We start from the raw sequence: 13,964 nt of genomic DNA on the forward strand, positions 1-13,964 counted from the left end.
GGTGTTTCTGGAATAAATGCAAAAGAGCCGGATGGCCGGTCAATTGATGAAATAAACAGGAGAAGACGTTGGCGAAACGAACCTTCCTCGACTTCGAGCAGCCCATTGCTGAACTCGAAACAAAGATCGAAGAACTGCGTTATGTACAGACCGAATCGGCGGTCGACATCTCGGAAGAAATCGATCAGCTCGGCAAGAAAAGCCAGCAACTCACCAAAGACATCTACAGCGACCTGACGCCCTGGCAGATCACCAAGATCGCACGGCATCCGGAGCGCCCGTACACGCTCGACTACGTCAACGAAATCTTCACGGACTTCGTCGAGCTGCATGGCGACCGCCATTTCTCGGACGACCTGTCGATCGTCGGTGGTCTCGCGCGCTTCAATGGCGTGCCCTGCATGGTGCTCGGTCACCAGAAAGGCCGCGACACGAAGGAGCGCACCGCGCGCAACTTCGGCATGAGCAAGCCCGAGGGTTACCGCAAGGCGCTGCGTCTCATGAAGACGGCCGAGAAATTCAAGCTGCCGGTGTTCACCTTCGTCGATACGCCCGGCGCCTACCCCGGCATCGACGCCGAAGAGCGCGGCCAGTCGGAAGCTATCGGCCGCAACATCTTCGAGATGGCCCAGCTCGAGGTACCCATCATCGTCACCATCATCGGCGAAGGCGGTTCGGGCGGCGCGCTGGCCATTTCGGTCGGCGACCAGCTCGTGATGCTGCAGTACTCGATCTACTCGGTGATCAGCCCCGAAGGCTGCGCGTCCATTCTCTGGAAGACCAGCGACAAGGCGCAGGAAGCTGCAGATGCACTGGGCATCACGGCGCACCGCCTGAAGGCGCTGGGCCTGGTCGACAAGATCGTCAACGAACCCGTCGGCGGTGCGCACCGCGACCATCGCCAGATGGCTGCGTTTCTCAAGCGCGCGCTCAACGACGCCTTCCGTCAGGTCAGCGACCTGAAGACGAAGGAACTGCTGGACCGCCGCTACGAGCGCCTGCAGAGCTACGGCCGGTTCAACGACACCAAGGCCGACAACAGCCGCTGAGCGGCTTTCCCTTTTCCAGCATGAGCGAAGCCTTCGAACGCGCCATGGCCGCGTTCGAACCGGCGAGCCTGCCGCTGGCCGTCGGCTTCAGCGGCGGTGCGGATTCGACCGCCTTGCTCGCGGCCTGCGCGGCGCGATGGCCGGGGCAGGTGATCGCCTTCCATGTGCATCACGGGCTGCAGGCCGCGGCCGACGACTTCGAGCGGCAGTGCGCGCAGGTCTGCGAGCGGCTCGGTGTGCCGTTGGTGACGCACCGGGTCGATGCGCGGCATGCGTTGGGCGACAGTCCCGAGGATGCGGCGCGCCGTGCGCGCTACCAGGGGTATGCCGCCATGGCGCAGGCCGATGGCGCGCGGCCCGCGGTGTCGTCCATCGCACTGGGGCACCATGCCGATGACCAGGTAGAGACGCTGCTGCTGGCGCTGTCCCGCGGCGCCGGCCTGCCGGGCCTGGCCGCCATGCCCGCGCATGCCGTACGCGACGGATTGAACATCCACCGGCCGCTGCTCGCGGTGCCGGCGGCCGACATCCGCAGCTGGCTGGCGCAGCAGCAGTTGCCGTGGATCGAAGACCCGAGCAACGCCGACGCGCGCTACACCCGCAACCGCATCCGCGCCGTGCTGCTGCCGGCGCTGGCGGACACCTTCCCGCAGTTTCGTGCGACCTTCGCCCGCAGCATCGGCCACGCGGCGCAGGCCCAGCAGCTGCTGGGCGAACTGGCGGCGCAGGACCTGGCCGTGGTCGGTGAACCGCCGCAGCTGCGGCCGCTGCAGGCGCTGTCCCGCGCGCGCCAGGCCAACGTGCTGCGCCACTGGCTCATGCAGTCGCACGGCTGCGCACCGAGCGCGGCGCAGCTCGACCAGCTGCTGGACCAGGTCCGCGCCTGCGCCACACGCGGCCACCGCATCCACCTCAAGGTGGGCGCGGGCTTCGCCGAGCGCAGGGGAGAGCGGCTGCATTGGTACAATGCCCCGCCCTCGCTGAAGACTTCGCTCTGACGGCTTGCAGGGCGCCGCTTTCCAGGCGGCCCTTTATCTTTCTCTGATTTCATCCATGGCATTGATCGTTCACAAATACGGCGGCACGTCGATGGGCTCGACCGAGCGCATCCGCAATGTCGCCAAGCGCGTCGCCAAATGGGCGCGTGCGGGTCACCAGATGATCGTGGTGCCCAGCGCCATGAGCGGCGAAACCAACCGCCTGCTCGGTCTTGCCAAGGAGCTCTCCCCGGGCAAACCCGGCGTGGCCTATCACCGCGAACTCGACATGCTCGCCTCGACCGGCGAACAGGCGTCGTCGGCACTGCTGGCGATGGCGCTGCAGGCCGAGGGCGTGGAGTCGGTGAGCTACGCGGGCTGGCAGGTGTCGGTGCGCACCGACAACTCGTACACCAAGGCCCGCATCGAGAGCATCGACGACGCCAAGGTGCGCGCCGACCTCGCAGCCGGCCGCGTGGTGGTCATCACCGGCTTCCAGGGTGTGGACGACGAGGGCAACATCACCACGCTGGGCCGTGGCGGCAGCGACACCTCGGCCGTGGCCATCGCAGCGGCCATGAAGGCCAGCGAGTGCCTGATCTACACCGACGTCGACGGCGTCTACACCACCGACCCGCGCGTCGAGCCCGATGCGCGCCGCCTGACCACGGTGAGCTTCGAAGAGATGCTCGAAATGGCCAGCCTCGGCTCCAAGGTGCTGCAAATCCGCTCGGTGGAATTCGCCGGCAAGTACAAGGTGCCGCTGCGTGTACTCTCGAGCTTCACCGCATGGGACATCGACATCAATGAAGAGGCCAAGTCCGGCACGCTGATCACTTTCGAGGAAGACGAAAACATGGAACAAGCCGTCGTATCCGGCATCGCATTCAATCGCGACGAAGCCAAGATCTCGGTGCTCGGCGTGCCCGACAAGCCGGGCATCGCGTATCACATCCTCGGTGCCGTGGCAGACGCCAACATCGAAGTCGACGTGATCATCCAGAACCTCAGCAAGGACGGCAAGACCGACTTCAGCTTCACCGTGCATCGCAACGAGTTCGCGCGCACGGTCGAACTGCTGGAGTCGAAGGTGATGCCTTCGCTGGGCGCGACCGAAATCGTGGGTGACACCAAGATCTGCAAGGTCAGCATCGTGGGTATCGGCATGCGCAGCCACGTGGGTGTGGCGAGCAAGATGTTCCGTGTGTTGAGCGAAGAGGGCATCAACATCCAGATGATCTCGACCAGCGAAATCAAGACCTCGGTCGTGATCGACGAAAAATATATGGAATTGGCAGTGCGCGCACTGCATAAAGCGTTCGATCTGGACCAACCGAGCGCTTAAGTAATGGCATAATTGCGGTTGCTTTCAGGAACTGTGACCGAGTGGCCGAAGGTGCTCCCCTGCTAAGGGAGTATGGGGTGTAGAGCCTCATCGAGGGTTCGAATCCCTCCGGTTCCGCCAATTTGATTGGGCCCCGTTGATCTCACGATCGACGGGGCTTTTTTCATGCTCTTCTGGAAACGCTGCCAGCATGGCTCTGAAGCCATCGGCGGCTTTTTTTTCGTCTGTGTTGTCGGACTGTTCTAGGTCCTCGGCCATCGCAGCGATGAATGCCCTGGTCGGGTCTTCTCCCAGCACGGCGCGAAGCTTTCCGCGGACCCGCCAGTTACACGGGCGCTTTCCCTGTTTCATCTGTATCAGCGTTGGTGCGGTCGTGTCTAGCAGGGCGGCAAGCTTCACTTGGCTGCCTGCGACCTTGGCTGCGGCTTCAATGAGTTCGGCGACGGTAAGGGGTGTTGCAAGTTGCGACATGGTGGTGTAGGCTCGGGGTGTTGCAGTTTGCGATAGGTTGCAGATTGCTCATTTTAGGAGCCGCGCCCGAAAGGGCTACTGCCAGAAGCAGCGGCTCTCAACCGAGGCCCCTCCATGCGCGACCAAACAGACAGCCGCACCCTCCCGCTCCCCGAAGTGGCGAGCCTTCCCCTGACCATCGACAAGGGCCGCCTAGGCGACGTTTGGTTGCCGTCGTTTCGCCGTGAGGCCGCCTCGTTGGCGGTCATGGAAGCGGAATGCATGAAGCAGGCGCGTAAGCGGCCTATCGCGAAGGATGTTGTGCGTTGCGCTGCGCGGCACGACGCGCTGGCGGTTGCTTTTTTCGCCGTCGAACGGGAGCTTGGCCGGACGGTTGAGGCCGTTCGTGAGCGCGGCGGCCTGCTGCTGTGTGTGGTGCATGCCTAACTGGCTGAGTCGCCCGCTCGTTGCTCGCTTCGAACGCGAGCATCCGGCAGTCGATTTGGCTGTGTCTTCTCAAGGGCAATACACCATGCAATCCATCCTTCAAATCCTCGTCGTCAACACGAAAGAGGGCACCTCGAAGAAGTCCGGCCAGCCGTACAAGATTCCCGAGGCGCAGTGCGTGTTAATCAACGACGACGGCACCGTGGCGGCGGTCGGCGTGCTCGTCATTCCGAAGCAACTCGAAGAGTCCGCGAAGCCCGGCACCTACACCGGCTCGTTCGCCCTCGAGGCCGCGTCCTTCGGCGAGAACCAAGGCCGCATCGTCGCGAAGCTCGTGGGCCTCACGCCTCTGCCCCCGAAGCGTGGCGCGCAATCTGCCGCTGCGGGCACCTGATGTTCGCCACTGAGCACGTCATGGCTGCTGCGCTGCTGGGCTTGCTGATCGGGCTGGGCTTCTGCGCCTTCGCGTGGTGGTCATCCGAGCACGCTGAGCGCCGCATGCGCGTTGAACGCGCCCGCCGTCGTGATCACTCGCGGGTGCCGTGCATTCGTGGCTTGAGCCACTGACCAAGGGGACCGCCATGGCTGCAATCGATGTTTCCGCGCTGGGCAATGCCGTGCTTGAGCATGCGCAAGCGGTGTCGCTGGTGGGCGTTGCTTGCCTCGGAATTTGGGGAGCGATCAGTGCTTTCCGGGTGCTGCGCGACCTGCTCGAAGTTGGCCCGTCTGCGTCGGGCGGGGGTGCTGGTTCGTCGTCGGATCGGCTGGCAGATGCACGTGAGCGCGCGATGCAGATGCAGCTGACAGGTGAGGGCCAGTCTGATGCCTACGCGGCGCACGAGAACAAGTGATGCGCTGGCTCGTTCGCACCTTCGGTCGCAGCTTCGTATGGAAGCTCGGCGCGCTCGCTGCGGTTGCCTTGGTCGGCTCGCTCAAGGCCTGCTATGGCTGACCCCACCGTCATCGATTGCGCATCCGCGTGCACCGTCACCGTGGTGCACGAACTCTCTCTGCCTCCCTTGCAGCTAACGCTGGAAGAAGGCGCACAAATCGCGCTCGCCATCAGCGCGGTATGGGTGGTTGGTTGGGCCGTGCGAATGGTCCTGCGAACCCTCAACACTTCCGATGGAAATCAACCTGAGTAGGAAAACTGAAATGAACGCAAACGTGATTCGCGGCCTCGCTGCCGCTGGTGTCCTGACCCTCGCTGGTGGTGCGAACGCTGCTGCCGTGGACGTTGGCGCAGTCGTGACCGACATTGGCGCGCAGGCCGCGCCGGTGGGCCTGATCGGCGTGGCCGTGCTGCTGATCTACGGCGCTGTGAAGGCTTTCAAGTGGGTGCGTTCGGCCCTGAGCTGATCCCCCGCTGAGCGCACCCGGTGGACGCATCGGGTGCCTTGTTCAAAGCAGCCTGTTACTTCGACCTGGCTGCTTCGCACAAGGCAGGACCTCATGGGAATCTTCTCCATCATCGCGATCTGTGGGGCGCTATGGCTCATCTTTACCGCCTGATCGTTGCCTTCGCATTGCTCGGCCTGTCGCTGTCGGCAAGCGCTCTTATCCCGCAGGCCAGTGGGTATATGCCGGGGACCGCTTCTGATGGTGGTTTCATCGGTAGCACTGCTTATCCAACGGTCGATGGTGCCTGTTCAGCTTTTCAGAGTTTTTACAACACGCAGAGTGGTCCTTATTCAGCTGCGTATGTGAGTAATGCTCCGTTCGGCAGCAGCGGTAATTCTTGGCAGTGCTACGCAAACCTGACGAACAAGTCCACTGGTGCCGTTTTCACGAACAACGCCAATGGTTACGCGATCAAGGGTGGTTTGACTTGCCCGGCCAATAGCACGCAGGTTGCTGGTGGATGTCAGTGTGCAGCGTCTTATGTGGAGAACGCGGCACACACGGCGTGCGAGGCGCCTCCGGACCCATGCGCTGCTTTGAAGGGTGCCATCGTCGGGATGATCGAGTGGGCGTCAGTCACAAAGGGCAATAACTATTCGTGCTTCGGTCAGCCTGGTGCGCTCGAAACGTGTCAAACGGTTGCGGTATGCGACTTCACAGAGCAGGCTGCGGGGCAGGCGGGGTATACGTGCAAAGGCAATTCTTACTTCACTGGTGGTCGTGCGTCTTCGTGCGTAGGCACGGGAGAGAGTGGGGATAGTCCGGCGCCTCGTCCCATTCAGGACCCATTGAACCCGGACAAGCCACCGTCACCCGGTCAACCGGTGCCCGCGCGTTGCCCGGAGGGTCAGGCTCCTGGGGAGTTCAACGGCACGCGTATTTGCGCACCTACGGGTAGCGGGACACAGACCAGCACGCCCGCGCCGGGTAATGGCTCGACCACGGTGAACAACTCGGATGGCTCGTCTACCACTTCGACGCAGACAGGCAGGACCACATGCCAGCAAGGGCAGTGCACGACGACGACGAACACCACGAACGTGACAACAAATGCGCCGGGCAACAACACGTGCCCGAGTGGTCAAACCTCTGGCACCACGACAGTCGGCGGTCAGTCTCGGACGACGTGCACTGGCACTGGTAGCGGTTCGTCCACGCAGGCGCAGTCCGGCTTCTGTGAAAAGAACCCGAAGGACAAGCAGTGCGACGGTGATGGGGCTGATTCAAGCTTTGGTGGTTCGTGCGCTGGCGGTTTCAAGGCGGTGAGTGACGACCCCGTGTTGAACGCAATGGCGGAAGAACAGCACAAGCGCAATTGCGAGGTGTTGCGTACTGATGGCGAACCGTCCACGTGGCTCACTGCTGAGGGCCAGAAAGCTGACAACGTGATGGCCAATAGCCCCCACAACGCTGAGTTCACTATCGGCGCGGGTAGCTTCGATACGTCCGACGCGCTCGGTGGTGGCGGGTGTAGCTTGAACAAGACCGTCACCGTGCGCGGCTACAGCGTGGCCCTGCCATTCAACGTGCTCTGTGACCCGCTAGCGGTCTTCGGGCAAATCCTCGTGGCCGTCGCCTTCCTGTTGGCGGCCCGAATCGTCACTCGGGGGTAGTCATGCCGGCAATCGTTGCGTTGGTTCTTCGTGGTCTGCTGTGGGTGGCGGGGAGCGTTGCCGGGCAAGTGCTTCTGCGCCTCGGCATCGGTGTTGCCACGTACACCGGGATGAACGCGAGCCTTGGCTACCTCAAGGGGCAAGCGGTTGCTGCGTTGCAGGGGATGGGAGGCGATGTGGTCAGCCTGCTCTCGTATATGAAAGTCGGTGTGGCCATCAGCATCGTCACCAGCGCGATCATTGCGCGTGCGGTCGTGACTGGTGTCACGGGTGACAAGGTCAAGCGCTGGGTGATGAAGTAATGCTGTACCTGCGCACTGGGGCGAACGGCTCCTGCAAATCGCTCTTCACACTCAAGGACGTTCGCGAGAAGCAGCTCGCGGAGTTGCGCCCGGTGTGCGTCATCGTTGGCGACGCTGATGACCCCACGCGGCAATACGTGCGGATCAAGCCTGAGAAAGTGCGCGAGTTCGGTTGGACCACGTGCCAGTTCAAGGACTGGTGGGCGCAGCCTGATGGCACGATCTTTCTCGGTGATGAGTGTCACAACTATCTGCCGAAGCGGCCTAACGGATCTGTCGTGCCGCAGCCTGTCAGCCGACTCGCGGAGCATCGTGCGCGCGGCATGGACTTCTACTTGCTGACTCAACACCCCAGCAACATCGATAGCTTCGTCACCAAGCTCGTCGGCTCGCCGGGCTGGCACCAGCACTTGAAGCGTGCGTTCGGCGCGTCGAATCAGACCAGCGTGTTGCAGTGGTCGGCGGTCAACAACCAGTGCGAGAAAGACGGTTCGGGAAAGACCGCGCAAGTCACGATGCGTGGTCAGCCGAAGGAGGTCTATGACTGGTACGACAGTGCGGAGCTGCACACCGGTAAGCGCAAGATTCCGCGCCAGTTCTGGATGGTCGTGGTCGGTGTGCCCGTCGCGCTGTCGATGATGTTTTTCGCTGGCAAGCTGATGTGGGATCGCACTCACAAGAACCCTACGGCGGCTCTCACGGCCACGGGGCAGGTGCAGAGTGGGCCCGTCACGGGTGCGGGCGGCCAGCGCGATCACGTGATGACCGCTGCGGAGTACGCCTCGGCTTATCGCCCGCGCATTGCCGGCTTCATGCACACGGCGCCGGCCTACGATAAGCTGACCGAGCCGAAGCGTGTCCCCGTGGCTGCGGCTTGTGTTTCGATGCCTTCGAAGGGGTGCAAGTGCTTTACCCAGGACGCGACCCCGTACCCCATCGACAAGGCGATGTGCGAGGCACTCGTGAACCATGGCGCGTTCTACGCGTTTGCGGCTGAGGGTGAGCGCAAGGCCTTCGATCAGCCGCAGACCCCCCGCCATGCCCCGGAAACGGCCCTTCCTGCGCCTCCCGCTGTTGTCTTGATCGACAACGGGGGCAAGTCGTTGGGGACGGCTACGTCGCTCGCAGCCGCACCGGCCTCCGAGCCGCAGCCGCGCGTGCAACCGGGCTCGAAGTGGTCGTTCCAAACGGGTGGGCAGTGATGCAGTTACTCGAAGCTGGGGTGGCTGCGTTGTTCGTTCGTTCGGACTCTTGTTACTTCGACCTGGCTGGCGTCGATTGCTGGGATGCGAAGCGCGATGCCCGCAGTTACACCGAGCGATCGCCAGTTGTTGCGCACCCGCCGTGTCGTGGATGGGGTCGCTTGTCGCATCTCGCGAAGCCACGTCCTGATGAGAAGGCGTTGGCGCTGTTTGCAGTGGACACGGTGCGTCGTTGCGGTGGCGTGCTGGAGCATCCTGTGGGCTCGAAGCTCTGGGCTGCGAAGCAGTTACCCCGAGCTGCGCAAGGCTGCGATGGGTTCGGCGGCTTCACGCTCGTGGTTGATCAAGGCTGGTGGGGTCATCCCGCGCCGAAGCCGACCTATCTCTACATCGTCGGATGCACTCGTGCAGATGTTGGCGAGTTGCCTGTGCAGTTACACCGAGCGGCCGGGCGGACCATGCTTCTGTCGCCTGCGGATCGTGAGCGTACGCCGCCCCGATTTGCTGAGTTCCTCGTGAGCATCGCTCGCAAGTGCGCCGGCTCCGTGTTACTCCGACCTGGCTGCGCAGTTACGTCGAGCCAGGACCGCGACAGTTACGTCGACCTGGTTGCGGGTGCTGCTGCGAAACGTGCGGCTTTCAAGCGATGGGCGGCGTTGTGACGTGCCCCTGCGCCAGCTCTTGCGCTACTGCAAAGCAAAACCGCCGAAGCCCTTGTGGCGTAGGCGTCTCGTCTCTGGTGCTGTCTGCATCACGTGCCCCTGCCTTCTCTCTGGCCGGCCAAGCAAACGCCCGCGGCTGCGGGCTCCTGTCGTTGGTGTGTGGCTGTGGGTGCGATGAGGCACGCGCGGAGGAGGCCGCAGGGCCAGCACGGAGTGCGGACCAAGGCCGCGCGCAGCGCGGCCTTAATTTATTAAAAGAACACATTACGACCGGCACATGCAAACAGCAGGCGGTCGAGGTGCAAACGGTAGGTTGAGAGTCAGGCCCGAAGGGCCAAAAGAAAGTCCCGGCGTAGCTGGCAGGCCACCCGGGACAGATACCGCAACGATTCAAGGACTGCGATATGAACGCGATGGTAAAGCACAAGGGCTATTGGTGCGAGAAAGTTCGGGATGGCGTCAAGGTGCGCACCCAGCATTTCGCCAATGGCCAGCGCGAGACGCTGATTCAGCCTCGCTACCTCTACATCCCCACGGTCGACGTAGACGACCCTGATTGCTGGGTCGAGGAGGTCGACCAGTCGGGCACGCTCCTGGAACAGGAACGGCTCAAGGAACGGGCTGAGCGTGCGCGATGGAAGTCCGGCCAGCGGGCCAAACGCAATTGCCGCTGGAAGATCAAAGAAGCTGGGTTCAATGAAATGCTGACCCTCACGTACAGGGCGAACCAAGGTGACCTTGCCCTATGCCGGAAACACTTCGCGGCGTGGCTGCGCAAGATGCGCAAGGCCCTTCCGGGCTTCCGTGGGGTGTGGGGCTTCGAACGGCAGGAACGCGGCGCGTATCACGTCCACGTGGCCTGTGATCGCCTTCCCCGGCTCATGCAGTTTCGGGGCGCGAAGGTGCTGAGCTGGAAGGTGGGGACCGCGATGTGGCGTGACGTGGTGGGCGCGAACAACGGCATGTGCTATGTGGGCGGCAAGGGTGGCCGCTTCAACCGCTATCGCAGCCCTGCCAAGATCGCGGGCTATATCTCGAAGTACCTCACCAAGGACCACGAGAACGGCGAGTTCGGCTCGCGCATGTGGGACAGCACGCGGGGCCTGACACCTCCGCCTGCGATGACGATGGAGTTTCCCGGTGTCGGTCTAGCAGACGCAATCGCGATGGCGTGGGATCTACCAGAGGGGCATGTGGTAGTGCAACACACGTGCAATAAGCTCAACACGGTGTGGCTGCTTTACAGCGAACCTGACCCGGTGGTGAGGTGCTGATTGCTAGTTCGCTGGCGGGTAGTCGCATTCCGGATGGGGTGTTGCTCGTCGGGGAGCGCCCGGCTGAGGTGTTCCGCGGAGTTTTCGGTCAGCGGCCATCGCTCGCCACATGCACTCTGCTCGTTTCACGTGTTCTGTGAAATTTCGTGCTTCGCGCCCTCTGAAGGAGCCGGTGAGCTTGTCGTCCGGTGCGCATTCGTTCGGTGTCCAGTAGGCGAAGGTGTTGTCCGTTTGGCACCTATTGAGTTCGACGGGTTGGGCAAATGCGGCCGAAGAAGCGAAGGCGAGGGCTGTGAGTAGCTTCGTCATGTGTCGAAATGTACAGCGCCTAGGCGCGTGGGGGTTGGGCGTCTCTAATTTCGGAGGTCGCGCCCTTGATCCCGCCTCATGGGGCGATTTATGACGATGTACGGGTATGCGCGCGTGTCCACGCGCGAACAAGAAAACGACCTTCAGCTTGACGCGTTGAATAGGGCTAAGTGCGACGTCATCCTTCAGGAAAAGGCCAGTGGCGCGTCGCAAAAGGGCCGCCCTGAGCTGGCGCGCTGCTTGTCGTTGCTGTCTCGGGGGGATGTGCTGGTGGTCTACAAGATCGACCGCATCGCTCGAAGTCTCTTTGACCTGCTGGACATATTGCGGCGCCTGGAGCGGGTGGGGGCCACGATCAAGAGTGTGACTGAGCCGCTTGATACGACGAGCAGCATGGGGCTCTTTGTCGTTCAGATGCTGGGCGCTGTAGCGCAGCTGGAGCGGTCGATGATTCGGGAGCGATCTATTGCTGGGCAGATCGCGGCACGGGAGCGGGGCAGGGAGCCAGGGCGCGTGCGAAGTTTGGAGACGGGGGCTGAGGCTCGGGTGGTTGCTGAGTACCGGGCGGGTGGGGTGACCTACCGCGAATTAGCCAAACGCAACGGTGTTTCCGAGTCGGTTGTGAAGCGTGCTGTGTACCGCGTGACGAAGGGAGCGGATCACCTCAAGCGTGGCAAGGTGTAGGGGCGTAAACATCCGGTTCCGCCAGGATTGGCTTCCTGATCACCTTGCAGTGATCAAACAGCCCAAAAGAGCCCCGCCAGTCGGGGCTTTTTTGCGTCCGCGCGCGACGCGTGCGCGTGGCTGCCCCGCCGAAACGGCGAGGCGATGTCTTCAGGACGGCTGCGGTTCGAGCGCGGACAGCGTCGCGATCGGCGCTGTGCCCACATGCAGTTCGCAAGGATCGCAAGGCACCGCAATCTGCCGTCCGTCGAAGCGCACCCGCACATGCGGATAGGTCGCTCCGGTGATGGTGCCGAGCCGGCCTTCGCAGACGACGCGATCGCCGCGACGGAACGACCGGCCGAACCGGAGCTTGATTTTTTCAAAACTCATTTCAGTGTCTCCTGGGTGTGCATCCGATGCTCAGCGCACCGGGTCGGGTTCGAGCGGTGGCCGCACGAGGGTCGCGGCCGTGTCCTGGAGGATCAGCGCGTGATCCGGGTCGTGGCTGAGGTAGGGGCTGGTCAGCAGCTGGCCGATCAGCCGGTCGAAGTGGTATCGGACCTTGGCCGGCTCGGGGTGCGCGGCGTACAGCGCGCGCAGCATCGAGACGACGGCGCTGGTCTGCGTGGTCAGGACCTCCATGGAACCCAGGCGGCCCGCCGCTTCGAAAACTGCTTGTTGATCTGAGGGGGGCATCCGGGCCTCCTTTTTGGGGCGTTGGCATGTCCAACGCAAAAAGAGGCTGAAAGGCTTACTTCTAGGGGTGTGCTCCCCAAAATTGGTGATACCCCGCCTTTGATTTGTGACTTATTTCACGAATTTTGACTCACTGCCGCTGCGCAGGCGCAGACCCCAACACCTCGGCCAGTACCCGCAAGGCGTCGGTCGCCAAGTCAGAAAAGCACACCGAACAGGCGAGCATGAGGTTCAGCGGCAGCCCGAAATCCTCGATCAGCGTGCCCTCGGGGTCGCGCAAGCTGCCGTCCGGGTCGCGGCCAACGACGCCCGCCGTGGCGGCGCGCTGCGCATAGGTGCCTGGCGGAACGCCGTAGGCGGCCACCGGAAGGCCCAGGGCAATGGCCACGCCGACCTCGAACACCGTGCCCGAGTCGGGCTCCAGCCCGCGAAACGGCGCGAGGTTGGCAATGACGCCGTCCGCCGACCGCAGCAGCTTCATGTTTTCCTCGTAGATCCGGCGCGCGGGGTCGGGGCCGGCCGCCTTGCCGTCGAACGGCGGCACGGCCGTCATGCCGAGCGCGTCGCAGGCCAGGGCCAGCGCGGCAAAGTATTGCGCGGCGTCGGGCCGGAACACGTCGGGGCCGGCAAGGTAGACCCGTGGACGCGTGGAAGAGGAGGGCATCTGTCGAGTATGCGACCGCCCCCGGCCAACGCCAACGGGAAGGGCTGCGGCCCGGCTGGTTACTTCTTCATCGCCTTGACTTCGGCCATGCCCTTGCTTTCGTCGGCCTTGGCCTGCTTCACGCAGGTCGACTTGGCTTCGCCCTTCTGGTCGTCGCATTTTTCCTTGGCGATGCTGTAGGCCACTTCCACCTTGGCTTCGGCCACCTTGCGGGCGTTGCCGTCGCTGGGCTTCATCTTCTGGTCGAGCTCGGCCTTGGCGATCTTTTCCTTGCCCTTGGCTTCCTCGACGCAGACGTCCTTGGCGTTGTCCTTCATGGCATCGCAAGCGGCGCGGTCGGCCTTGTAGTCGGCCGAGATCTTGTCGCGGGCCGCCTTGTATTCGGCGACCGCCGGATCGACCGTGGCCGCGGGCGGCGGGTTCACCTGCGCTTGCGCCGAGACGGCCGTGAGACAGGACACGGCAACGGCGCACATCCACATGAGCTTTCTTTGCATGGTCATCTCCTTGAAGGCGCCGGCGGTTGCTTCACTGCGACAAGCGCAAGAGAACCGGCGCCCGAAAACCATCCTAGGAAGCGACGGCGCGAGAGCGGTAGGACGCCTCGCGAAGCCGCCGTCAGCGCATGCTGACGCTCAGTGGCCTTCCGTTGTAGTGCCGTGCGCGCGCATCTCGCTGCGCAGGGCGCGCTGTCCCGAGGCCAGGGCGAGCTCGTAGCTCTCGACCGGGTCGAAGGCGCAGCGAAGGACGGTGGGATGCGCACCGTCGGTGTCGGTTTCAAGCAGCCGCCAGACAAAGGATCCGGGAGCCGGCTCGTCGATGATGAGTTCGATCGGATGAGTCATGACCCCACCATGTCCGCTCGCATGGTGCCTGTCTGTAGGCGAAGGCCGACCGATGCCGCGCC

Annotated in this window: 21 protein-coding genes and 1 tRNA gene; 16 read left to right on the forward strand and 6 right to left on the reverse strand. The window is 63.2% G+C overall.

The features are described 5' to 3' along the window. Positions 1–68: 68 nt before the first annotated feature. From AC07Y4_RS06075 to AC07Y4_RS06090, 4 genes are all read left to right on the forward strand, one after another. On the forward strand, positions 69–1,049 hold the full coding sequence (locus AC07Y4_RS06075) for an acetyl-CoA carboxylase carboxyltransferase subunit alpha (protein ID WP_056582036.1): 981 nt from the start codon (positions 69–71) through the stop codon (positions 1,047–1,049). Positions 1,050–1,069: 20 nt separating this feature from the next. Then, positions 1,070–2,047, forward strand: coding sequence for a tRNA lysidine(34) synthetase TilS (gene tilS / locus AC07Y4_RS06080; protein WP_487847119.1), 978 nt, complete (start codon positions 1,070–1,072; stop codon positions 2,045–2,047). A gap of 55 nt (positions 2,048–2,102) precedes the next feature. Beyond that, complete coding sequence (locus tag AC07Y4_RS06085; protein WP_062480939.1) at positions 2,103–3,371, forward strand: aspartate kinase; 1,269 nt, start codon at positions 2,103–2,105, stop codon at positions 3,369–3,371. Positions 3,372–3,398: 27 nt separating this feature from the next. Continuing rightward, positions 3,399–3,491, forward strand: a tRNA-Ser gene (locus AC07Y4_RS06090). On the opposite strand, the gene AC07Y4_RS06095 is transcribed toward AC07Y4_RS06090, so the two are convergent. Next, entirely contained in the window at positions 3,459–3,842 is a 384-nt protein-coding gene (locus AC07Y4_RS06095; RefSeq protein WP_206167867.1) for a helix-turn-helix domain-containing protein, read from the reverse strand. The genes AC07Y4_RS06090 and AC07Y4_RS06095 overlap by 33 nt on opposite strands. Positions 3,843–3,956: 114 nt before the next feature. Here AC07Y4_RS06095 and AC07Y4_RS06100 point away from each other — a divergent pair, with 114 nt between their 5' ends. From AC07Y4_RS06100 to AC07Y4_RS06155, 12 genes are all read left to right on the forward strand, one after another. Further along, positions 3,957–4,268: a hypothetical protein gene (locus tag AC07Y4_RS06100; protein ID WP_495274299.1), complete on the forward strand. Its 312-nt coding sequence runs from the start codon at positions 3,957–3,959 to the stop codon at positions 4,266–4,268. Between the two features lie 85 nt (positions 4,269–4,353). Next, positions 4,354–4,662: a cellulose synthase gene (locus AC07Y4_RS06105; protein WP_495274300.1), complete on the forward strand. Its 309-nt coding sequence runs from the start codon at positions 4,354–4,356 to the stop codon at positions 4,660–4,662. Next, entirely contained in the window at positions 4,662–4,835 is a 174-nt protein-coding gene (locus tag AC07Y4_RS06110) for a hypothetical protein (RefSeq protein ID WP_495274301.1), read from the forward strand. The genes AC07Y4_RS06105 and AC07Y4_RS06110 overlap by 1 nt, the downstream gene beginning before the upstream one ends. 14 nt (positions 4,836–4,849) lie before the next feature. Then, entirely contained in the window at positions 4,850–5,119 is a 270-nt protein-coding gene (locus tag AC07Y4_RS06115) for a hypothetical protein (RefSeq protein WP_495274302.1), read from the forward strand. Between the two features lie 93 nt (positions 5,120–5,212). Continuing rightward, complete coding sequence (locus tag AC07Y4_RS06120) at positions 5,213–5,413, forward strand: hypothetical protein (protein ID WP_495274303.1); 201 nt, start codon at positions 5,213–5,215, stop codon at positions 5,411–5,413. Next, positions 5,394–5,627, forward strand: a complete 234-nt coding sequence (locus tag AC07Y4_RS06125; RefSeq protein ID WP_495274304.1) for a major capsid protein — start codon at positions 5,394–5,396, stop codon at positions 5,625–5,627. Before AC07Y4_RS06120 ends, AC07Y4_RS06125 begins: the two co-directional genes overlap by 20 nt. Before the next feature lie 20 nt (positions 5,628–5,647). Then, complete coding sequence (locus AC07Y4_RS06130) at positions 5,648–7,282, forward strand: hypothetical protein (RefSeq protein WP_495274305.1); 1,635 nt, start codon at positions 5,648–5,650, stop codon at positions 7,280–7,282. A 2-nt stretch (positions 7,283–7,284) separates the two neighbouring features. After that, the gene (locus tag AC07Y4_RS06135; protein ID WP_495274306.1) at positions 7,285–7,584 is read left to right on the forward strand and encodes a DUF2523 domain-containing protein; all 300 of its coding nucleotides are present in this window, start codon (positions 7,285–7,287) and stop codon (positions 7,582–7,584) included. Then, entirely contained in the window at positions 7,584–8,786 is a 1,203-nt protein-coding gene (locus AC07Y4_RS06140) for a zonular occludens toxin domain-containing protein (RefSeq protein ID WP_495274307.1), read from the forward strand. The genes AC07Y4_RS06135 and AC07Y4_RS06140 overlap by 1 nt, the downstream gene beginning before the upstream one ends. A 161-nt stretch (positions 8,787–8,947) precedes the next feature. Further along, positions 8,948–9,448 carry a hypothetical protein gene (locus AC07Y4_RS06145; RefSeq protein ID WP_495274308.1) on the forward strand — a complete coding sequence of 167 codons (501 nt, stop codon included), beginning with the start codon at positions 8,948–8,950 and terminating at the stop codon, positions 9,446–9,448. 404 nt (positions 9,449–9,852) lie between these two features. Then, on the forward strand, positions 9,853–10,722 hold the full coding sequence (locus AC07Y4_RS06150) for a rolling circle replication-associated protein (RefSeq protein WP_495274309.1): 870 nt from the start codon (positions 9,853–9,855) through the stop codon (positions 10,720–10,722). Between the two features lie 399 nt (positions 10,723–11,121). Beyond that, positions 11,122–11,715, forward strand: a complete 594-nt coding sequence (locus AC07Y4_RS06155; RefSeq protein ID WP_495274310.1) for a recombinase family protein — start codon at positions 11,122–11,124, stop codon at positions 11,713–11,715. Positions 11,716–11,865: 150 nt separating this feature from the next. Here AC07Y4_RS06155 and AC07Y4_RS06160 read toward each other — a convergent pair whose 3' ends face one another. From AC07Y4_RS06160 to AC07Y4_RS06180, 5 genes are all read right to left on the reverse strand, one after another. Continuing rightward, positions 11,866–12,087: a hypothetical protein gene (locus AC07Y4_RS06160; protein WP_062480937.1), complete on the reverse strand. Its 222-nt coding sequence runs from the start codon at positions 12,085–12,087 to the stop codon at positions 11,866–11,868. 30 nt (positions 12,088–12,117) lie between these two features. Further along, positions 12,118–12,393, reverse strand: coding sequence for a hypothetical protein (locus AC07Y4_RS06165; RefSeq protein ID WP_070060422.1), 276 nt, complete (start codon positions 12,391–12,393; stop codon positions 12,118–12,120). Positions 12,394–12,523: 130 nt separating this feature from the next. Continuing rightward, positions 12,524–13,057 (reverse strand): nucleoside 2-deoxyribosyltransferase, encoded by a 534-nt coding sequence (locus AC07Y4_RS06170; protein ID WP_487847118.1) that lies wholly within the window; start codon positions 13,055–13,057, stop codon positions 12,524–12,526. 59 nt (positions 13,058–13,116) lie between these two features. Further along, the gene (locus AC07Y4_RS06175) at positions 13,117–13,554 is read right to left on the reverse strand and encodes a hypothetical protein (RefSeq protein WP_487847117.1); all 438 of its coding nucleotides are present in this window, start codon (positions 13,552–13,554) and stop codon (positions 13,117–13,119) included. 138 nt (positions 13,555–13,692) lie between these two features. Beyond that, on the reverse strand, positions 13,693–13,902 hold the full coding sequence (locus AC07Y4_RS06180) for a hypothetical protein (RefSeq protein WP_139705507.1): 210 nt from the start codon (positions 13,900–13,902) through the stop codon (positions 13,693–13,695). Between the last annotated feature and the right edge of the window lie 62 nt (positions 13,903–13,964).

This window comes from Variovorax sp. GW460-12-1-14-LB1 (genome assembly GCF_059423605.1).